Origin of the sequence: Comamonas trifloxystrobinivorans, from assembly GCF_043359985.1 — a bacterium.
GTDB lineage: Bacteria > Pseudomonadota > Gammaproteobacteria > Burkholderiales > Burkholderiaceae_C > Comamonas > Comamonas trifloxystrobinivorans.
Window position 1 is genome coordinate 1 of the sequence record NZ_JBHZGV010000001.1, and the last position, 20,995, is coordinate 20,995.

18 protein-coding genes are annotated in these 20,995 nt (G+C 56.8%); 3 read left to right on the forward strand and 15 right to left on the reverse strand.

Annotated elements, in window-relative coordinates:
• Nucleotides 1-72: 72 nt before the first annotated feature.
• The 7 genes from ACFIQF_RS00005 to ACFIQF_RS00035 all read right to left on the reverse strand — a co-directional run bounded on the left by ACFIQF_RS00005 (nucleotide 73) and on the right by ACFIQF_RS00035 (nucleotide 5,662).
• Nucleotides 73-1,296: a hypothetical protein gene (locus ACFIQF_RS00005; RefSeq protein WP_393938984.1), complete on the reverse strand. Its 1,224-nt coding sequence runs from the start codon at nucleotides 1,294-1,296 to the stop codon at nucleotides 73-75.
• 78 nt (nucleotides 1,297-1,374) lie between these two features.
• A complete protein-coding gene (locus ACFIQF_RS00010; protein ID WP_393938987.1) occupies nucleotides 1,375-1,905 on the reverse strand; it encodes a pilus assembly PilX family protein in 531 nt (176 codons plus the stop codon).
• Between the two features lie 68 nt (nucleotides 1,906-1,973).
• Nucleotides 1,974-3,059: a PilW family protein gene (locus ACFIQF_RS00015; RefSeq protein WP_393938990.1), complete on the reverse strand. Its 1,086-nt coding sequence runs from the start codon at nucleotides 3,057-3,059 to the stop codon at nucleotides 1,974-1,976.
• A 75-nt stretch (nucleotides 3,060-3,134) separates the two neighbouring features.
• Nucleotides 3,135-3,680 carry a hypothetical protein gene (locus ACFIQF_RS00020; RefSeq protein WP_393938992.1) on the reverse strand — a complete coding sequence of 182 codons (546 nt, stop codon included), beginning with the start codon at nucleotides 3,678-3,680 and terminating at the stop codon, nucleotides 3,135-3,137.
• Nucleotides 3,674-4,198: a GspH/FimT family pseudopilin gene (locus tag ACFIQF_RS00025; RefSeq protein ID WP_393938994.1), complete on the reverse strand. Its 525-nt coding sequence runs from the start codon at nucleotides 4,196-4,198 to the stop codon at nucleotides 3,674-3,676. The genes ACFIQF_RS00020 and ACFIQF_RS00025 overlap by 7 nt, the downstream gene beginning before the upstream one ends.
• A complete protein-coding gene (locus ACFIQF_RS00030) occupies nucleotides 4,192-4,773 on the reverse strand; it encodes a type IV pilin protein (RefSeq protein WP_393938997.1) in 582 nt (193 codons plus the stop codon). The genes ACFIQF_RS00025 and ACFIQF_RS00030 overlap by 7 nt, the downstream gene beginning before the upstream one ends.
• 97 nt (nucleotides 4,774-4,870) lie before the next feature.
• Nucleotides 4,871-5,662 (reverse strand): ferritin-like domain-containing protein, encoded by a 792-nt coding sequence (locus ACFIQF_RS00035; protein WP_393938999.1) that lies wholly within the window; start codon nucleotides 5,660-5,662, stop codon nucleotides 4,871-4,873.
• A gap of 441 nt (nucleotides 5,663-6,103) precedes the next feature.
• Here ACFIQF_RS00035 and ACFIQF_RS00040 point away from each other — a divergent pair, with 441 nt between their 5' ends.
• A complete protein-coding gene (locus ACFIQF_RS00040) occupies nucleotides 6,104-6,385 on the forward strand; it encodes an ATP-binding cassette domain-containing protein (RefSeq protein ID WP_393939501.1) in 282 nt (93 codons plus the stop codon).
• A 159-nt stretch (nucleotides 6,386-6,544) separates the two neighbouring features.
• Here the strand turns inward: ACFIQF_RS00040 and ACFIQF_RS00045 are convergent, their stop codons facing one another.
• The 7 genes from ACFIQF_RS00045 to ACFIQF_RS00075 all read right to left on the reverse strand — a co-directional run bounded on the left by ACFIQF_RS00045 (nucleotide 6,545) and on the right by ACFIQF_RS00075 (nucleotide 16,829).
• On the reverse strand, nucleotides 6,545-12,451 hold the full coding sequence (locus ACFIQF_RS00045) for a pilus assembly protein (protein WP_393939001.1): 5,907 nt from the start codon (nucleotides 12,449-12,451) through the stop codon (nucleotides 6,545-6,547).
• 16 nt (nucleotides 12,452-12,467) lie between these two features.
• Complete coding sequence (locus tag ACFIQF_RS00050; protein WP_393939004.1) at nucleotides 12,468-13,028, reverse strand: pilus assembly PilX family protein; 561 nt, start codon at nucleotides 13,026-13,028, stop codon at nucleotides 12,468-12,470.
• A gap of 26 nt (nucleotides 13,029-13,054) precedes the next feature.
• A complete protein-coding gene (locus ACFIQF_RS00055) occupies nucleotides 13,055-14,203 on the reverse strand; it encodes a PilW family protein (protein ID WP_393939007.1) in 1,149 nt (382 codons plus the stop codon).
• Nucleotides 14,204-14,233: 30 nt separating this feature from the next.
• Entirely contained in the window at nucleotides 14,234-14,779 is a 546-nt protein-coding gene (locus ACFIQF_RS00060) for a hypothetical protein (RefSeq protein WP_393939009.1), read from the reverse strand.
• Entirely contained in the window at nucleotides 14,773-15,291 is a 519-nt protein-coding gene (locus ACFIQF_RS00065; RefSeq protein WP_393939011.1) for a GspH/FimT family pseudopilin, read from the reverse strand. Before ACFIQF_RS00065 ends, ACFIQF_RS00060 begins: the two co-directional genes overlap by 7 nt.
• Complete coding sequence (locus ACFIQF_RS00070) at nucleotides 15,291-15,722, reverse strand: type IV pilin protein (protein ID WP_393939013.1); 432 nt, start codon at nucleotides 15,720-15,722, stop codon at nucleotides 15,291-15,293. The genes ACFIQF_RS00065 and ACFIQF_RS00070 overlap by 1 nt, the downstream gene beginning before the upstream one ends.
• A 249-nt stretch (nucleotides 15,723-15,971) precedes the next feature.
• Entirely contained in the window at nucleotides 15,972-16,829 is an 858-nt protein-coding gene (locus tag ACFIQF_RS00075) for a ferritin-like domain-containing protein (protein WP_393939015.1), read from the reverse strand.
• A gap of 332 nt (nucleotides 16,830-17,161) precedes the next feature.
• Here ACFIQF_RS00075 and ACFIQF_RS00080 point away from each other — a divergent pair, with 332 nt between their 5' ends.
• Entirely contained in the window at nucleotides 17,162-19,186 is a 2,025-nt protein-coding gene (locus tag ACFIQF_RS00080; RefSeq protein WP_393939017.1) for an ABC-F family ATP-binding cassette domain-containing protein, read from the forward strand.
• Between the two features lie 40 nt (nucleotides 19,187-19,226).
• Complete coding sequence (locus ACFIQF_RS00085) at nucleotides 19,227-19,541, forward strand: cupin (protein WP_393939019.1); 315 nt, start codon at nucleotides 19,227-19,229, stop codon at nucleotides 19,539-19,541.
• A 31-nt stretch (nucleotides 19,542-19,572) separates the two neighbouring features.
• Here ACFIQF_RS00085 and ACFIQF_RS00090 read toward each other — a convergent pair whose 3' ends face one another.
• The gene (locus ACFIQF_RS00090) at nucleotides 19,573-20,988 is read right to left on the reverse strand and encodes a four-carbon acid sugar kinase family protein (protein WP_393939021.1); all 1,416 of its coding nucleotides are present in this window, start codon (nucleotides 20,986-20,988) and stop codon (nucleotides 19,573-19,575) included.
• Between the last annotated feature and the right edge of the window lie 7 nt (nucleotides 20,989-20,995).

Genomic DNA, 20,995 nt, shown 5'->3' on the forward strand with positions numbered 1-20,995 from the left:
GGCATCACCCCCAAACAGCGGCTGGCCATGGCCGCATAGCTCTACTTCTCAGAGCGGTGGTTTGTGGGGGGATTACCGAATCAGCCCATCAGCCCCAGTCAGAGCCAAAGGCGGACCGTCCTGCTGGCCGACCAAGGTGGTGCCGTTAATCTGAAGAGGGCCAAGTGTTTCGTTGCTGGTGTTCCAATAGCCATCGGTTGTGACAATAGCGTAATGGCGCTGGCAGGCGGAAATGACCGGGTCGACAAACGGTGTCATCGTGTCGTTGATTTTGTCACTCTTGCCAGCGTAATAGCGCCCCACACGGGCCAGTGCTTCGCGAGCAGGTGATGTGGCGTCGTCGTTGGTTCTGATCGAATGGATAGCCTGGAACCAATCAGTCTTGGCCGAGCCACCAAAATCATTCACTGGTATGAACTTGCTATGCTCACCCGAGCCTGGCTTGACCATGGTCATAAAGCCAACACGGAAATTGTCGTTCAGCTCAGCAAAAGCCAGACTGACCGACGACTTGGCCATGTTGATACGGGTGCGGTAATAGCTGTACCAGATAGCAAAGTTTTCTTGCTGCGCGACGGGAATGGTGGTTCTCACCCAGTAACCATCAGGCGTTGAAAGGCTATAGCTGATACGCGCGCTTTTTACCAATCTGCCGTCGTCGGCTTGCACAGCGGGAATTGCCGTCTTGTTACACGCGCCGCGGACATTAGACGAGGTCTCAAAGTACGGCGCAGGCCTGCCGTTTATAGGGTTGTAGTCCTGCCAGGCGAAATAGTAAGCTGGCTGCGGCTTGTCTGGGGCTGTGGGTCGCCGGCGAGTGGTTTGGTCATAGGCCTGGAAACTGGTGGACAGGTTCACCACCCCCTGAGAATGGTCATAACCATCCTTCCAAGCTGCCGTAAAACTTGGTGTCGGCATGTCGGCCGTACCGTCCGCTGTTTTGGGCACCGAATAGGGGATGCTGGGGTTGTAATACAGCGTATTGCAAAGCGAACTCTTGTAGCCCATCGGGAAGTAGGTAGTCTGCGATCCCTCCCACTCATCGGGCATGTGCGTCCACTTCATCGAAAACGAAGTATCGAGCAACAGCATCACATTGGGCTTGCTCTGATCGGCCATCGTAGCCACCGGCACGTCGGAAATATCAACGGCGTTCGTCTGGGAGGTATCAGCTATCGCCAAGCCTGCGCCAACCACGCCGGCCACGGCAGCAGCCATGCCAAGTGTCGACAGCAGCCTGGGCATCCAGCGCCGCCCCCCGGTACGCTCTCTGCTTGCTTCTGTTAGGTTTTGCATTTTCACCCTCTTATGCTTTGATTCCTGAGTGTCCTGTTCAGCACACTTCTCAACTCAATTGGTTACGGCCACATGTATTCAAAATGTGCTCATTTGCACATAACTCATCGTTTCACGTGGCCCCATAGCGCGCGCAGTCACCCGGTACATCGGCCTGTCGTTGCAGGTCGCTACACTGCCAACGGTCTCCGATGACCCCGGACAGCCCGTTCCTGGCGGTGTCACACAGCTTTGGTCCGCCGCGTTCCAACGACCAGTCTTGGTGCATAGACGATGGATCAGAAAATGCACCTGGTTACCCAGGCCATCGTCATCTGTCACTTTTTTGGCGCTACTGGCCCAGGGCAACTCTTCCGTTTTCAGCTTGGGATCCACTGTGGCGTAGTAGCCGGAGGCACTGACGTTGTTATCGAGCTTGCCTCCCCCAGCTAGATAAAGCGTGTCCAATTCCGCCAAACCCCTCTCCAGCCCCAAGTCGGCGCCCGAGGTAGCCGTTTGTTTAAGCGCCAGGCTGCCGGCAACTCCCGCGCCCATCGTGCTGGTACGAACCAGGGCCAAGCCAGTAATGGTCATTACCAACAGAACAACCAAGGCAACGAGCATGGTCATGCCGTTTTGTTTGTAATGGCCGACCTGTGTCCATGCACGCTTGGAGCGAAAGCTAACTTGCTCGACTCTCATGACATTTGCCCCCAAATGGTGTTGCGCAGTGGAATTACGCTTTCATAAACGCGATAGCGGTAGTGCTTCCAGTCCTCACCAGCACCACCCATGTTGAAAGTCTTGTTGCCGTTGGACCACTTGGGTTGCACCGGCGTCACCTCATCGCGCTCGAAATGCGAACTGCGCACAAGCACTGCAATACGGACAGCAATTACGCGTTCCCATTTAAGCGGACTGATAGCACTCAAATCAGAGCGCCACTCATTGGCCTGGTCAATTTTTCCGTTGTCATTCACGTCGTAGCCATATTCCGCTACCAGATCAATCACATCCTTTGCAACAAGTACTTTGCTCGCTTCAGTCTCATTGAGCGCGTTGTAACGCATCAACTGGTTATTCTCCAAACTCCAGACATGAAGACTCGGAGAAGGCCCCAAGCTATAAAGCGAACCCTCGCCCAAGCCTGCGTTCAGCATATTGCTCTTGGAGCCGCCGTTTCTTGTCGCAGTTACTGTAGAACCCGTATAAAAATGGGTGTAACTCCCCAAGCCATGGGCAACGCCCTGATAAACAGCAGGCGCCGCAGGGTTTGAGGTGGACACCATGGTCCCTGCGCCTCTGGTTGTTTCCATCAACAGACATTCGCTCGGATTTGAATCACTGGTCCCCACAATCACATCGCCTGGTTGAAAGCCGGCGTTAGATTTTTCCATCTGAAACTCGCCACTGGCGCTAGATGCATAGCGCGCTCCAGCAAACATATTGCCGGAGGTACCGGTAAGCACCCAGATTTTCTTGCCATTGACAATACGCACTGGGACGAGCGGAAACTGGAACTCCCCGGGGCTTAAGCTGCTGTTAGAAGCTGCAACTGTGCAGCCAAAAGCAGTACTATCCAGAGTAGAAAAACCAATACCAGCCGAACGAATATCACGCTCAATGGCAAACAAGGCCATAGAGCCTGCACTTTGCGCTTGGCTGACGGACGTCACCGTTCTCCGACGCCCTTCGGAGGTGGTATACAGCTGATAAATCGCCAACAAAGTCAGCAAACCAATAATCAACCCCACCATTATTTCTATGATGGAAAATCCTTGCATGCTCGCTCTCAGGGAACGCCTGCTGCGTAGCAATGGTTTCGGTGTACTCATAGCCTATGCGCTTCCCTTATCACCTCAATGCACAAATGCTTGGATCTGGTAGTTACGCTTAGCTGCGTCCCCCGGTCCTTGCCAGCACAGCGTGACCGTCACCTGATTCAAGTTGTCAGTGGTTTCAATCCGCACCTGCTGACCTTGCGCCGTTGCACCTGGAAGCCCTGCGACTCCATTCAACTGACCTTGAGCAGCCTTTAATACATCTGCCAAGCCCGTGTCAGAGGTGGCAGCCCCACTGAAAACACATGCGTCTGTATCACCACCCGAAGCTTGGTGCTGAAATGCCTGCAGCGATGCCGCAAGCTCAGTTTCTGATGTACGGCTCACGCCCAAATTAATCATCTGGATAATCTGATCGGCATACATTCCAGCCTCAGTGCGGTATTGAGCCTGCCCCGCCATGGTTGTTGACTTTGCAGTCAGCCCGGCAATACCGAGCATCCCCAGCATGAGCAGCAATATAGCCACCATAGCCTCAATAATCATCATGCCGCTTTGCGTATTGGCGTAATCCGATTTTTTCCGCAAAGCATATCTACGAGCAATTGAACTATATTTCAACATTTTCGATCATCCCCTGCTTCAGTAATGGATGGATCGCACAAACGGGCTTGGCCACCAACAGATATTTTTACATTCATACACCGCTGCTGCCCACCATCTCCCATACAACTGGCGCCTTCGCCTGGCAAAAACTGAACGGTATTCTCCGCAGAGGCAGCCCCCGAGCTATTGAATACCACCTCGTTCTCTTCAGCCTCCACGGTTAATCTTCCTGCTGATTCAGGTGGCTTGACTGAAATATCATCCCCCCCCACAGTAACCTTCCAGCCTTTACCATCATCCGTCAAAGTGATGGACACATCCGTATTACGTCGCAGCGCTTCTGCCCGGGCAAGCTGGATTCCGTCATAATAGGCTTGCGCTGCAGTGCGGATTCTCGAATCCAACAGATATACCTTGATATTTGGCATAGCCGCCATCAAAATGGCCGAAGTAATAGCCAAACCCACCATAAGCTCAATCAGAAAAAATCCCCGTTGCAAGGCAAGTACGCGGCGAGAATAGATAATCATCAGCATCCCCCATCCTTGCTGATAGTCCAACAGCTGCCATTCGCTGTCCAACCCGTACCAGCACTTGTCGTAGCACGATCACCTTTTTGGTTCAATGTATAAACAAAGCCATCCATAGGGCCACTTCCGGTGGCAGTCACCGTAAAGGTCGTCTTATCCAATGCACAGGTGTAGGTAAAAAATGGGTGATCTGGTACCGGCACTAGAGAATTGGCGGTACATGCCCCGTCATAGGTTCGGTTGTCTTGAAAAAACTGCTCCAACTTGCCCCCCATGTCTGCCAGCGGAGCCAATCCAGATGCGATCCTTCCACGCTTGACATAATCTTTGTAACTTGGCAGCGCAATAGACATCAGGATGCCGATAATCGCCACAGCAATCATGATTTCGATCAGCGTGAAGCCTCGCTGACGCTCTGCAATGCCATTCACCAGCGAAGAGCGAGCACGACCACCTTGCGCATGACAGCGCAGAAAGAGGGACTGAAGGCCGGATGGGTTTTTCGACATGGCAAGTGCCTTTACAAATAAATACAAAATGAAATTTAATTTAATGCATGTTGAAATGCAGTAAATAGCCATAAACAGTGAAAATACTGTTTATGGTGGCTATGGATTGGATTTCAGGAAAACCGATGAAATTCAAGCAACTAAGAAAAATCCTCGCCAGCCAGCTGCCTCAATACGCCATCAATTTGCAAGCAAACTTGCTGATAGGCGTACGCAACCAGGCCTCTGCTTTTGCTGATAACAGCAGTGGCTTGAGCAACATGTGCACCGCCAAGTCGGCCGGCAGGCCGGTGCTGATCAAGCGGTAAACGCGCTTGGCCACATCGGTAAATTCGCGCTGCGGCTGGCTGAACAGCTCGCCCTTGTGGGCAAATACGTGGCGCAAGGCAACGTCGGAATCGCTGTCGCGCAGCTCCTTGAGGCGGCTGTACAAAGTGCCAGCAATGCGCATGCGCCCTACCGGCGCTTGCTGCTGTAGACTTTTGAAGCCCGCCAGGAAATACTTGAAGTGCCCGATCTCGTCATTGCGGATCTGGCTGAGCAGCTGGGTCAGCACCGGCTCGTGGCTGAGTTCGCGCAGCGTGTGGTAGTAAGCGGTAGTGCCGGTTTCCACCACACAGCGCGCCACCATTTCCAGGCGACGGTCGCTGAACAGCTCTTCCACGGTGCACAACTGCGAGTACTCGGCAAAAAAGCTGTCGTAGGCCTCTTGCCAGGGAAAGCTGGGCCAGACTGTCTCTACGTAGCGGCGCAAGGCAGCGCCGTGCTGCAACTCTTCGTGCTCCCACTCGCCTTGCAGCCAGTGCTGGATTTCGGGGTAGCCTGCATAGTGCTCACCCAGATTGGCGGCGTAGGTGTCCGAGCCGGTCTCGATGAACGATGCGCTCATCAGCAAATAGAACAGGTCTTCATCACCCTCTATGAGCGAACGATCGATATGCTCATAAGAAATATCTTTCATGCACCAACGCATGCGCGGCTGCGTTGCAGTGCCTTCTGAATCGACCGTGAAAACCGCTGATGCCATGCTTTATCCACTTACTGCAGGCCATGGTGAGTGCCTGCCCCCCTATCCACTGAAGGCCGCCCCGTTATGGCCGCGGCCCTTTCTCAATAATTTCTATGAAAAAATATCTTCTCAGATACTTTAGCTATATAAACATGGCATGAGCCCTTGCTACAGACAAACGGTACCTATTTACCGTCCAGCGTAGCTTTTCTCTACCTATACATGAAATTCAAAAGAGACATTTAATTACAAATGATATAATCAACGACATTATTGGCTGCTATGGAACCGGGATAGACCGGTTAGCCCACAACGGCTCAGCCTCGCAGCGATAGGCAGCGCCAGTCATCATCAGTTTTAAAAAACATCACGCTGCGCCACGGCACCTAAGTCCTGCTCGACCAGGTCAGCACCACCATCCACCCGGGCGAATCGGTCGGCCTGGTCGGCCGCAACTGGGCGGGCAAATCCAGCCGTTTCGCCCTGCTCTACGACCGACTTACCAAGGACGGTGTGCTGGTGCTGGAGATCGGCAACGAACGCGACTACTTCGAAGCCGCCTTCCCCGGCCTGCCCGTGTTCTGGATGTCCACCAGCGCCGGCGACGACCAAGTGCTGCTGCTCACCCACGGAGCCCTACGCCACTGGTCGCAAGAGCAGCCTACGCAGCTGTAGTTGGCTGCGAGCGGCTGCGCCGGTTGGCGCTCCGCCGCTCAACCTGAATATTCACGCGATCAAGGCTGACACTTCCCCCGTTCGCTTTTGCATCCCACAATAAACGAGGCCTCCCGATTGGGAGGCCTTGTGTTTGTTGCCTTACAGCTGTTTGCAGGCTTACTTCACTACTTCGCGCCAGCTGATGCGCTTGCCCTTGGGCTTGGGCGTTGCTGTAGGAATGTCGATATCCAATGGTTTGTCAGGCACACGGCCGGGTGAAACGTGGTCAGTCACCTTGCCATCCTTGTTCGCCGTCAAGTCGCTGCCCATCACGATACCGAGCACCTGTTCTGCCGCCTGGCCCTTGCCATCGCTGCCCACGTTCACCGCCAGACCGGTCTGGAAGTCCAGGTAGTTGATCCAGGCATGTCCGCCCGCCGAGCAAGGCTGGTCAGAGGGTACATTGCTCGCCACCACCAAGGTGCTGCCCGCCAACCGCAGATCGACGTTGACACGCTCACCCGTATCCGGCAACTCGACAAACCAGCCCTTGGCGCCATCATTGCAGACGGCCGCACTGTCCAGGCATTGCAGGGTACGAGTGGCTTGGCCGCTAGCGCCTGTCACGTTTGTCAGCTTGGACTCCTTCAGCTGGCCCCGGAACGAGCTGCTGTTATAGCCTTCCAGCTTGTCGTCAAAGCCGTAGATGGTCTGCGGTTTGGTGGTGGTCATGTCGCTAAACCCGTACATCTTGCCCGTTGCCACCAGGATACGTGGCAGCGACGATCCGCCCTGCCCTTGCACCAGTTCCAGGCGTGTGGTGATGGGCTGCGGGCTGCCATCAGAGCCAAGCAGTTGAACGACCTTAGCCCCCGTGTAGCTGCTTCCATTCCACTTGTAGCGCCAGATATTGCCTTCAATATCTCCACCATAGAACAGCTCGGTGGTGTTGTCGCCCACCGGGTCCTTGACGAAGTTGTTCAGGTCCTTCATGCCCGAACCGGATGGGTTCACCATGGTCTGGATGAAGGTCCCCTTCAGCGCATTCAACACATAGACATAACCTCTGTTGGAGCTGTTGTTGTAGCCCGAGGTCAGCATCACCGCCCAGGTTCCATCGGGCAGCTTGGTGACCAGCGGTTTGCCATAGCTGTAGCCCATGCTGGTGTCGCTGGTCTGCCAAAGCGCCTTGGGCGCTTCAGGGTCGGTAATGTCCAGTGCATAGTAGCCCTTGCCACCCTTGTTGAAACCGCCCACCAAGATGGTCTTCCACTTGCCTTCACCCTTGTCGTAGACATCAGCCATGACCGGGCTGCCATCAACAAAGTACTGGTGGCCGTTGTCGTAGTTGACACTGGCCAGTGCCGGCATTTTGGACATCACTGCCGTTGGCACAAATGCCCAGGCTTCGCGCGCTGCCTTCAAGGCGTTGTTGTTGCCTACCGTCTTGGTCAGATCGGTTTCTGCGTAGAACGCATGCAACATGCCATCGTTGCCGCCCACATAGACCATCGGCGTGCGGCTCTGCTGCGCAAGTCGGAAGGCTGCATAGCCGGAGTCCTTGTACCTGCGCAGTGGCTTGGCCACATACAAAGGCTGCGAGCCAATGATGTCGCCCAAGATGCTCTCGCGGCTGCGGTAGAGCTTGTTGGCATCATTGAGTGCAAAGCCTTCCTTGCTGCGATCGCCGCGCAGGAAGTTCACCAGGTTTTTGCCCATGGCCGCGGTTTTCTGAGCGGCCGACATCTGGCTGTAAGGGTCTACCAGCGCTTCCGCCGCCGTGCCTTCAAAGTTCGACTTCAGGCTGCCCAGATCGTCGTACTTGAATGGCTTGAGTTCGTTTTGCGCATTCATGTAGTAGATGGTACGGTCATCGCTGGCCAGATTACGCGTATCGAGCTTGGTACGTGCCGACCAGCCTTCAACCAGGCTACGGGCACCGGTTGTTACGTTGATCTCATAAGCCTGCACATCGCCCGACCAGCGGCCACTGCGGTAGGTAGCACCGTAGGCAACGTTGTTGCCGGTCTCGACCACAGGCGAAGACACGGCCACGCCAGCCCCGGAACCCGCTGCCGCCAAGATCTCAGAGAACACCTGGCCCAGACCATTTTGAATGGACCGAGGGTCGTTGGCACTGAAGAACAAGCCACGGCCATTGACAGCGGTGTGCCAGAAGTCGTCGATCGACTGGGGTTGCTCGTAGTTGCCGGTGCCCCCGGTTGGCGGCCAGAGTGGCCAAGTTTGGGCACCGGTACGCAAATCCGCGAATGCGCCAGCCCCGCTCTTGTAGTTCTGGTCAAACTTCAAGGTGCCGGACACGCCCAGGCCAATGACAAAGGTGGACATGTGCTGCCAAGTCGCCTTGTCGTCCTCGGCGCCCGTGCCCGCTGGGCGTACCACGTTCTCCATAGCAGGTGGTGCACCCGCACCGCCGGCACGCAAATCGGTAGCGTAGTAGTACTGGGCCACGTCGGCCAGAGAGTTGGAACTGCCGCCAGTAACTCTGTCTTGCACAATGTCCACGCAAGGCAGCTTGCCATTGCAACTCGCGGCTGTGTAATCGGCAGGCAATTGGCTCCAAGGGACCGAGCCCGGCACTGGGCGCCCATTGGGCGGCTGCTGCAGTTGCGAGGCTGCGCTGAGCTCGGTTGCCGGGTAGCAAACCGCGGGGCTTTCCAAGTCGCCCTTAAGCAAGCCACTGCTAATCACGGACGAGCCCGTTTCAGCAGTGCCCACCAGGTTGACATGGGTGGTGCGATACGTGCCGCTAAAGACCTTTTTATTGCCCTTCACTTCTTCGCAAGTTGCAGCCGGGCAGTTGGCAGGCTTGGTGTCCACAATGGTGGAGTTCGACATGTCCAGGTCACAGGTGGTGACCTTGTGCGTGGTTTCGTTGTAACCAGCAATACAGGCCTCCCCATTGGCGACGGGAATCGGCGCCGAGACCTCTTTGACGCAGCGCATTTTCACGCCCTTCGGATCAGGTTGTGCCGCTTGCGCCACACAGGCTTGGTATTGGGCCTCGCTTTGCAGATAGGTCAGACCGTTGTTCGAGCTCTCATCGGTCGAGGTGCAAACACTGGTGGTCCAGCGGTTACTCTCCGTCGGCGCCGTGCCTCCAAAATTGGCAGTCACATAAGCCGCACAGGTACCAAATGCCATATCCGTGCTGGTATTACTGGTCTTGCAATTGGCGGCGTTAGTTGCTGTAACTGGGCAGCTCTGTACCGGCGTATAGGGCTTGTTGTCGGGCACACAGCTGGTGTTGGTCCATTGGTTGGTGCTCCTCGCCTGGTCGTTGAAACATTGCGCCGTTTGGGTCGGTCCGGTGTTATTTTCACGGCACGACTTGTAGATACAGCCATTGGCCGCCGTTGCCTCCTGGTACTGGCAACTGCCTGTCGGGCCATCGGCAGGCGGCGTCAGGCCCTCGGTACCCGGATCAGGCGTACAGGTGTATTCGCCAGCACATTCGGTGCCAATCCAGCCATTGGTAGATTTGGGTGCTTCGGCCGAGCAATTGGAACTAGGAACCCAGGCCTCATTCACGCGCTCGCAAGCCCAGCCACCATCGGCCGTGTTCTTGCAGCTGGCGGAATTGGGTTCAACAGGGCCACTCTTGCCGCCCGTTACCAGGTTCTCGCACTTCACCAAATAGTTGCCTGACACGCCGGGCGTGCAATTGTTTGGCGGAACATAGTTGGAACCCACCTTGGTCTGGTCGTTCAAGCAGCGGATATTGATGCGCTGCTTGACCGGATCATCCGGATAGACACCAGTAGCGTTGCATTGGGCTATCTTCTCTGTTCCAGTAGCCAAAGTACAGGTGGTGTAGAGATTTTGATTGTTCTCATCTACGGATGTACCCACTGGGCAGCTGTTGTCCGTCACGCCCGAAAGCGTGGTGCCTGGCGCAGGGGTCTTCACGCAGGTCGATGTCTCGTAACCGTTTTCCTTGGTCGGGCCGCTGTTGACGCAGGCTGCCTGCAGCACATTTTTAACGTCCGAATGCGACTGGCAGTTACTGAACACCACCGAAGCATTGGAGCCCCCAGCCGCCGCAATGGCACCTGCCAGATCCGGGTGTACCACATTACAAGCCGAGACGGGGCCCGAATAGGCAGGCACCAGAACCCCTTCGCACTTGATGGTGCCTACGCCTGCAACAAATTGGCCAGACTGGCTGCAGTACTGCTGCGCGTTGATGGCCATTTCGGTGGGGCCATCGCATTCCACCTTGTAGTCGCCGTCCATGCCGGGGCTGCAGGACTCGACAATCTGCCACTCGTCATAAGCTTGGTAGGCCAGGGTGCAGCCACCAGGCCTGTTTTGGCACACCGATCTATCGGTGGTCTTCTGCGGGAGCTCACCAATGCTCTGGTCCTTGTACCAGTAGAAATAGCGCTTTTTCTGCACCCGCATAGCCACCGATTTCGCGTACGGAGTCTGGGTTTGGGTCGACCAGGTCTTGGTCATTTGGTTGCGGTACTGGGTTTTGGAGACATAGTCCCACTGCAAGGTGTTCTGGTAGAAGTTTCTATAAATGGCGTAAGTACCCTGCACGTAGTAATACTTGCGACTGCGCTCCGGGGAATGGAGCGTTTTGCCATTGAGCTGTATCAGCTGCTTGGTGCTCTTTTGCCACCAGGTGTAATCGGCCGTGCTGCTGGTCTGCTTGAGCGTGTCCTTCTCAATGATTTGCTTGTAGACGGTCTCGGTCTTGGTGCCGCTACCGGGCGTGGTGATTTTCCAACCCAAGGTACAGGGGTCAATGCCATAGGTAACGCTGGCATCGCGCACCAGCTTGTGGCCACTGGTAGAGGCGTCATAAATCGGGCGTGGAATCAGGCCACTGGCATCCGTCAAGGCCTTGGGTGGCCCGTCTTGTTGGCCGACCAGATCAGTTCCGCCTAAATCCACTGGTCCCTTGGTTTCCTGGTCTACGTTCCAATAACCGTCGGTCGTCACAATCGTGTAGTGGCGCTGGCAAGCCGAGACCACCGGGTCCTTGGTCCACTGCATGGTGTCGTTGATGCTGTCCTTGCGGCCAGCGTAATAGCGCCCCACCCGCGCCAAGCCCTCACGCGTAGGCGAGCTGCCCTTGGTCTTGATGCCTTGCAGTGCCTGGAACCAGTTGGCCCGATCAGCACCGGCAAAGGTTTCAACCGGCACAAATTTGGTGTGAGGCTCAGCCGGATCGGGCTTGGCCGCCGACAAAAAACCCACCCGAAAGCTCTCGTTCAAGCCATTGAAAGCCAAACTGACCGACGACTTGGCCATGTTGATACGGGTACGGTAGTAGCTGTACCAGATGGCAAAATTGCCCTGCTGCGCAGCCGGTATGGCGCGGCGCACCCAAGCGCCATCAGGGGCCGTCGTGCTGCCAGTGTTGATATTGGCGCTCGGCTGACCCACCTTCAGGGTGAAATCGTCCTCCCGAACGGTCTTGGTGGCCGTCCCGGTTGGCACCTTGTTGCAAGCGCCCACGGACTCATCCTTGGTCTCGAAATGCGGGACAACGCCATTGGCAATACGGGGCACCCATTCAAAATAGTAGGCAGGCTGCGCCGGGTCGTTGTAGTGCGTCTCTTGAACGTAACGTGACGCGATACTGTAGGCTTGGAAGCTCGTTCCCAAATCGACCGTACCCTTGGACAAATCATAGCCATCCACCGGCGCGGCCGAGAAACTGGGCGCAGGCATATCAGTGCCATCCGCCTTTTTGGGCAGCACATAGGTAGAGGCCGGGTTGTAGTACAAGGTATTGCACAAGGAGCTCTTGTAGCCCACCGGGAACAGGCCGCTTGTAGGCACCTCCCAATCATCGGGCATGTGGCTCCACTTCATCGAGTCTGATGTATCCATCAGCAGCATCAGATTGGGCTTGTCGTCGTTCACGCTGGTGACGGGCTGGTTGGCCAGGTCCACGGCGTCTGTCGCCGGCGTATCGGCCATCACCAGGCCGCTGCCAATCAGGCCCGCCGCCAGCGCTACCGCGCCCATCGAGGCCAGCATGGTGGGCAGCCAGGCCCGCCGCAGAGCGGAAGGCCGGCCGTTGCTTGTGTCTGGATTGTTTCGCATATGCGCCTCTTGATGCTTAATAAACGCTCATCTGCAGGTAGCTCAGGGTGTTGCGCGGCCCTTTGACTTGTGCAGTGATTCGGTACATGGGTTGGTCGTTACAAACGCTGACGCTGCCAGCCGACTCCGACGAGCCCGGGCAGCCGCTGCTTTGCGGCAATACGCAGACTTGGCCACTGGCGTTCCAGGGCCCGCTCTGGCTACAAAGGCGGTGGACCACATAGCGCACCTCGTTGCCCAGTCCATCGTCGGCGGCAGCCAAGGCCGAGGTATTGTTTCCCCAGGGCAGGTTGGCCGCCTCCACGCGCGGATCCACGCTGGCGTAATAGCCCTTTTGTTCGTTGCTCACATCCAGTGCGCCGGAGCCCGTGAGCGCCAGCGCGCTCAAACTGGCCAGCCCAGTTTCCAGGCCCAGATCGGCCCCCGACGTGGCTGAGCGCTTGAGCGACAGACTGCCCGACACCCCGGTCCCGAAGCTGCTGGTGCGAACCAAGGCCAAGCCGGTGATGGTCATGACCAGCAAAACCACCAGTGCCACCAGCAACGCCACTCCGCGTTGTCCGGGCCTAACAGGCATGCCGCTCGCGCCACAATGAATGACCGTCATTTCATTTGCCCCCAAATCGTATTGCGCAGTGGAATCACGCTCTCATAAACGCGGTAGCGGTAATGCTGCCAGTCCGATGATCCCGCCCCCATGCTGAATGTTTTGTTGCCATTGGCCCAACGGGGTGCCTCGGTGGTAACGGCGTCCCTTTCAAACTGGGAACTGCGCACCAGTATTGCCACTCGCACCGCAATAACCTTGCTCAGATTGGGTGTTGCAATCGACGAGTCAGACGCCGTCCACTCATCCGTGCCATCGATCACACCATTGCCATTGCTGTCAAAACCATATTCAGCAGCCATCTGCATCACATCTTCGGCTACCGCCATGTTTTTGGTATTGGTCGCTTCTTCAAGCCAATTGAAGCGCATCAACTGGTTATTGCTGACACTCCATACATTCAAACTTGGCGTGGGCCCCAGGCTGTACAAAAACCCTTCACCCAAAGCGCTGGCGCCTCCATCCAAAATATTATTTTGGCTGCCATTATGCGTGGCCACCGCATTCGCACCGGTGTAGTAATTGGTGTAAGTTCCGGCCACTTTATGGTCAACTCCCAAATAGGGCTCCGGGGCGCCCCCTCCTTGCTGAGTAACAACGGCCCCAACACCACGTGTCACCTCCATCATCAGGCATTTGCCTTGATCTGTATCACTGGTACCAATGGCTATGTCTCCTGCCTGAAAACCCGCATTGGTCTTTAACATCGAAAATTCACCACCATTGCTGGCCGAATAACGAGCACCAACAAACATATTGCCGGACGAACCTGTCAAGACGCGCAGCTCATTGCCATTGATAATTTGCACTGGCTGCAATGGAAACTGGAATGCCACCGGGCTGCGCTTGGAGTTGGAGGCCTGCACCGAACAACCCAAATAAGCCGTATCCATGCTGGCAAATCCAATCCCGGCGGAGCGAATATCTCGCTCAATCGCAAACAAAGCCAAGGCGCCAGTGCTTTGTGCTTGACTGGTGGACACCACCGTACGGCGGCGCCCTTCAGAGGTCGTATACAACTGATAAATGGCCAACAAAGTCAGCAAGCCAATAACCATGCCCACCATGATTTCAATGATGGAAAAGCCTTGCATGCTCGCCTTGGAGGCGCGCTTGCTTCGTGTGAATGGTGTCAGCGTGCTCATAGCTAATGCGCTTTCTATTTTTTTACCTTTTTAGTGCACAAATGCCTGAATCTGGTAGTTTCGCTGCGCGGCATCTCCAGGCCCTTGCCAGCACAGAGTGACGGTCACCCGATTCAAGTTGTTATTTGTCTCTACCCGCACCTGCTGGCCCTTCGAGGTAGCGCCTGGCAAGCCGGCTACACCATCGAGTTGCCCCTCAGCGGCCTTTAACACACCAGACAAGGCTGTATCCGAGGTTGCAGAACCGCTGAACTCACAGGATTCCGCATCGCCACCGGTGGCCTGGTGTTCGAATGCCTGCAGTGAAGTCGCCAGACTGGCATTGGATGAGCGATCCACGCGTAACGCAATCATTTGAACAATCTGATCTGCATACATGCCAGCCTCGGTTCGGTATTGCGCCTGGCCAGCCATGGTCGTTGACTTCGCAGTCAATCCTGCAATACCAAGCATGCCCAGCATGACCAGCAAAATAGCAACCATAGCTTCAATAATCATCACGCCCCGTTGCTTATTGGATGAATCCAATTTTTTTAACAAAGCGGCTTGGCGGGAATTGGAACGGTTTTTCAACATTTTCGGTTGTCCCCTGCCTCGGTAATGGATGGATCGCACACGCGGGCTTGGCCGCCGATGGATACACGGACATTCAGGCAACGCTGCTTCCCGCCATCGGCCACGCACTGGCCGTTATCGCCAGGCAAAAAATGCACCGTGTTATCGACAGAAGCTGTGCCCAAACTATTAAAAACCACTGAATCTTTGTCAGCTTCAATACTCAGCCGACTAGAGGACTCCGGGGGTTTGACGGATATTTCCTCATTGCCTGCCGAAACCTTCCAGCCCTTGCCACCATCGGTCAGACTGATGGTCACATTGGTATTTCGCCGCAGCGCCTCGGTTCGTGCCAACTGGATTCCGTCGTAATAAGCCTGTGCGGCCGCACGCATCCTGGAGTCGAGCAAGTAGACCTTGATACTGGGCATCACGATCATCAATAGCGCCGACATAATGGCCAAACCCACCATCAGTTCAATCAGCGAAAATCCCTTTTGCCGAGGATCAGGCTGGCGTGGATCGGTGTTCATCAGCAACTCCCGTCCTTGCGCAGCGTCCAGCAGCTGCCGTTCGCTGTCCAGCCTTCCGCCACACCTGTTGTGGCGCGGTCGCCCTTTTGGTTCAAGGTAAATGCAAACCCACTCATGGCACCGCTTCCAGTGGCGGTCACCGAAAAGCTGGTCTTTGCCAAGGTGCAGGAATAGGTAAAGAGCGGATTGCTGGGCAACGGCGCCACCGTATCAGCACTGCATGCCCCCTCGTAGCTGCGCTTGTCCTGAAAATACTGTTCCAGCTTGGCGCCCATGTCCGCCAACGGCGCCAGGCCAGAGACGATCTGCCCGCGCTTGACGTAATCCTTGTAACTCGGCAGTGCGATTGCCATCAGGATCCCGATGATGGCGACCGCAATCATGATCTCGATCAGCGTGAAGCCCCGCTGAAGCGCCCCTGTCTTTCGCATGCAAGCACGACTACCTTGCGCTTGGCAGGTCAGAAAGCAGGACTGAAGGCTAGGTTGATGTTTCAGCATGGTTGATAGACTTTACGAATCAATACAGGATGGCAATTAATTTAACGCATCTTACAAACTTGGTAAATAGCTCTACTCAATAGAAAAATAAAACATTGTCAATGATGACTATTCAGCAATAAGAACAAAATTCCCTTTTAATTCAATGCACTTACCAAAAACTACTGCCACAAAACAAGCTCAGTACGCCATCACTTTGCAAGCAAACTTGCTGATAGGCGCACGCAAACAGCTCTCTACTTTTGGTGATAACAGCAGCGGCTTGAGCAACATGCGCACGGCCAGGTCGGCCGGCAGGCCGGTGCTGATCAAGCGGTAAACGCGCTTGGCCACATCGGTAAATTCGCGCTGCGGCTGGCTGAACAGCTCGCCCTTGTGGGCAAATACGTGGCGCAAGGCAACGTCGGAATCGCTGTCGCGCAGCTCCTTGAGGCGGCTGTACAAAGTGCCAGCAATGCGCATGCGCCCTACCGGCGCTTGCTGCTGTAGACTTTTGAAGCCCGCCAGGAAATACTTGAAGTGCCCGATCTCGTCATTGCGGATCTGGCTGAGCAGCTGGGTCAGCACCGGCTCGTGGCTGAGTTCGCGCAGCGTGTGGTAGTAAGCGGTAGTGCCGGTTTCCACCACACAGCGCGCCACCATTTCCAGGCGACGGTCGCTGAACAGCTCTTCCACGGTGCACAACTGCGAGTACTCGGCAAAAAAGCTGTCGTAGGCCTCTTGCCAGGGAAAGCTGGGCCAGACTGTCTCTACGTAGCGGCGCAAGGCAGCGCCGTGCTGCAACTCTTCGTGCTCCCACTCGCCTTGCAGCCAGTGCTGGATTTCGGGGTAGCCTGCATAGTGCTCACCCAGATTGGCGGCGTAGGTGTCCGAGCCGGTCTCGATGAACGATGCGCTCATCAGCAAATAGAACAGGTCTTCATCACCTTCAATAAGCGAGCGGTCGATCTGCGCATAGGAAATATCTTCCATGCGCCAACGCATGCGCGGCAGTGGTGCTGCGGCTGGCGAATCGACAGTGAAAGCGACTGATGTCATGGTGGTTCCTCTTGCGGCGCGCTCTGGTTTTGCGTCTACCGCCCCTCCTCTTGGCCTGCATTCAAGCAATACGGCCCTGTTTTCTTCGATCAACCTGCTATAGATCAATACGTTTTGAGAAACTTTAGCTATTACAGTGCAGCATGTACCGTCCATGCGGACAAACGGTACATATTTGCCGTCGAGCGTAGTTTTTTTCTACCAACAAGCCAAAGTCAATAAAACATTTAATTACAAATGATGTAATTAATGACACAACTGACAGCGATAGCACCGCCATAGACCCGCCAGCGCGCAACGACACAGCGGCGCGGCGATAATCAGCGCCAGTCATGATTAGCTTAAAAAACATCACGCTGCGTCGCGGCACCAAAGTCCTGCTCGACCAGGTCAGCACCACCATCAACCCGGGCGAATCGGTCGGCCTGGTCGGCCGCAATGGCGCGGGCAAATCCAGCCTGTTCGCCCTGCTCAACGGCAGCCTGGCCGAGGACGGCGGCGATTTCTTCATCCCGCCGCAGTGGCGCATGGCCCAGGTGGCCCAGCACATGCCCGAGACCGATGAATCGGCCACGCAGTTCGTGTTGGATGGCGACACCCGTCTGAGCGAACTCAACGCTCAACTGGCGGCGGCCGAGGCTTCTGGCGACGGCATGGCCATTGCACAAGCCCACGTCGACCTGGCAGACGCGGGCGCGCACGACGCCACTTCGCGCGCGCAGTCGCTGATCTTGGGCCTGGGTTTCAAGGTGTCCGAGCTGGAACACCCAGTCAACAGCTTCTCCGGCGGCTGGCGCATGCGCTTGCAATTGGCGCGCGCGCTGATGTGCCCCAGCGATTTGCTGCTGCTCGACGAACCCACCAACCACTTGGACTTGGACGCCTTGGTCTGGCTGGAGGCCTGGCTCAAGCGCTACCCCGGCACGCTGATCACCATCAGCCACGACCGCGAGTTTCTCGACGCCATCACCAACGTCACCCTGCAAATCCAGGGCGGCCAGCTCACGCGCTACGGCGGCAACTACAGCCGCTTTGAAGAACTGCGCGCCCAGCAGCTGGAGCTGCAGCAGGCCAGCTACGCCAAGCAGCAAGAGAAGATGGCGCACCTGCAAAAGTTCATCGACCGCTTCAAAGCCAAGGCCAGCAAAGCCAAGCAAGCGCAAAGCCGGGTCAAACAATTGGAGCGCATGGAGAAAATCGGCCCGGTGCTGGCCGAAGCCGAGTTCACCTTCGAGTTCAAGGAACCCGCCAACCTGCCCAACCCGATGCTGGCGATCAGCGACGCGGCTTTTGGTTATGTGGACGAGCAAGAGCAGCAAACCGTCATCTTGCGCGACGTGAACCGCTCGGTGCTGGCGGGCCAACGCATCGGCATCTTGGGTGCCAACGGCCAAGGTAAATCGACCTTGGTGAAGACCATTGCCCGCGAGATGAAAGCCTTGGCTGGCAAGGTCACCGAAGGCAAGGGCCTGAACATTGGTTACTTTGCCCAGCAAGAACTGGACGTGCTGCGCCCCGGCGAAAACCCGCTGGAGCACATGGTGCGCCTGGCCAAAGAACTGGGCGCCGCTGCGCCCGCTGCAAGCCGCGAGCAAGATCTGCGCAACTGGCTGGGCACCTTCAATTTCAGCGGCGACATGGTCAAGCAAAGCGTGGGCAGCATGAGCGGCGGCGAAAAAGCCCGCCTGGTGCTGGCCATGATTGTGTGGCAGCGCCCCAACCTGCTGCTGCTTGACGAACCAACCAACCACCTGGACCTGGCCACCCGCGAAGCGCTGGCCATGGCGCTGAACGATTTCGACGGCACCGTCATGCTGGTCTCGCACGACCGCCATTTGCTGCGCGCCGTGTGCGAAGACTTCTGGCTCGTGGGCCGTGGCAAGGTCGGCCCTTTCGATGGCGACCTGGACGATTACCAACGCTACCTGCTGGACGAATCCAAACGCCTGCGCGAAGAAGCACGTGCGGCCGACCATGGCACGCACGGCCACCAGGCCGAGCCCGTGCAAGCCCCGGTTGCCGCCGCGCCGGCACCAGTTGCGTCCAAGCCCGAAACGCTTACCGACCCCAAGGAGGCGCGCCGTCAAGCCGCCGCTGCACGCCAGCAATTGGCCGACAAGACCAAGCCCTTCAAAAAAGAGCTGGAACAGATCGACAAAAAGCTGCCGCAGCTCAACGCCGAGCGCAGTGCGCTGGAAGAAAAGCTGGCCACGCCCGGCCTCGCCGGTGCTGACATTGTGGAAGCCGGCAAACAGCTGAGCGCGGTCAACAGCAGCATCGAGCAGCTGGAAGAGCGCTGGCTGGAGCTGTCCGAACAGATCGAAGCCATTGCACAAGAGCTGGGCGCTACCGCCTGATACGGCAAACGCGGCTGATACCACCGGAGCACCAAGCACCATGCACCACATCACCCGCAGCCAAGACTTTCGCGCCGAGCGCGCCTGGGGCGCCAAAGACATCGCCCTGATGAACGGCACCAGCGTGCGCCTGCACTGGACGGACCAGCCCTACATCTGGCACGTCAACGACGGCGAGGAAGTTTTTGCGGTGATGCAAGGCACGGTGCTCATGCACTGGCGCGAAGCAGGTGAAGAAAAGCAAGCCCTCTTGCAGGCCGGCGACATCTTCTACGCCGGCATAGGCTGCGAGCATGTGGCGCACCCGCAAGGTGAAGCACGGATTCTGGTGGTGGAGAAGGCGGGCAGCGTGTAAGAACACGCCCGCTGCCCAGCCCCAACAAGTGTCAAGCGCTCAGCATGCCGCCTGTCACGAGCCGGTCCAGCAGCCCTTCGTCCCCCATCTGCCCACCTTTGAGCATCAGCTCCAGACCGTCGATCTGCGAGTCATCGCTGCGAGCCACACTCATGGTGACCCCTGGCGCCAAGCTGCTGTGATAGACCAAACCCCACAAGCCCAAAGCCTGGGTAGCGTGGCTGGACGTATCCCCACCAACAATTCCAACCCGGCGCAGAGGCTGGCCGCGCAATGCCATCTCGCGCACGACAGCTGCCAGCAGTTGCGCCGAAGCCCGCGCTACACCCGCAGTCAGATCTGCAGTCAGTGCGCAGCGCGGCGGGCTCGTATGCGGCATGACCGAGCGGCCTTGCAGCAAAGCTCCTACCCAGGTCTGCACACACTGGTCACCATAGCCTGGCTTGCTGAGTAACTGCTCAATGTCTACTTCATAGTGCTCATAGCAACGGCTCGCTGCCAGTTGCTGCGCCGATACTGGTGACAAGCTCCCCACAAAAGTAAAGACGGGCCCCTTCGCTGGCGCCAGTGTCTGAAAAGTGGTTTCAGCGTTGCTGCGCCACTCACCTGTACTGCGCCAGCCCGCAATCAGGCTTTGCGCCACGCTGCTGGGGCCCAGAGCAAACACCGGAGCACGCGCAGCCTGTCGCCACAACAAGCGCCCTATGGCTGCCAACTGAGACTCCGCGCTCACATCCATAAGCACTGCATCCGGCTGCTCGTTGGCATTCTTGTACTCCGTCTCCAACCACTGATCCCAAGCTGCATCTTGCTTAGCTCTCTCTTCGGGATGCAACGGCTCTGCGTGCATATTGAATGACAAAAGGCGAATATCCGCCAAACCTTGGCGCTGCAGATAAAGCCGCAAATCAGCCTCGCCCATGGGCGTTACCGGGTGCACGCTCATGGTCGGATGCCGGTCCAGGCGGTAAACCGCTGCATCGTGCCCGGCACGCGCAAAGAGATTGCCAAAAACGCAATAGCGTCCAAGATTGGGCTGTCCACCCACAATCGCTCGCATCGGGTGGTAGCGCTCGTGGCTCAACACACGCAGCGCTTGACCCAGGCTTCCTACATGTGGAGCGCTGTCAAAAGTGGAACAGCATTTGTAGTGCAGCACCCTGGCCCCGCTCTGTGCCATGAATCGGGCAACCGGCGCCAGCTCCTGAGCCATCTGAGCCGCATCCATGCTTCGCGCTGCACCCGCGATGCCTATCGCATGCAGTGGCCCGGCAGCGGCCAGTTGTGCAGGTGTGGGCACTCCTAAAAACAGCACCGTGCGCAAGCCTGCGCGAGCCACCGTCGCCAAGGTATCGGTGGCTCCGGTGAAATCGTCTCCGTACCAGACATATCGCGGCTCAGCGCTGGCTGCAGGTTGGGCGTTGAGTGATGTGGATGGTTGCGACACAGTCACC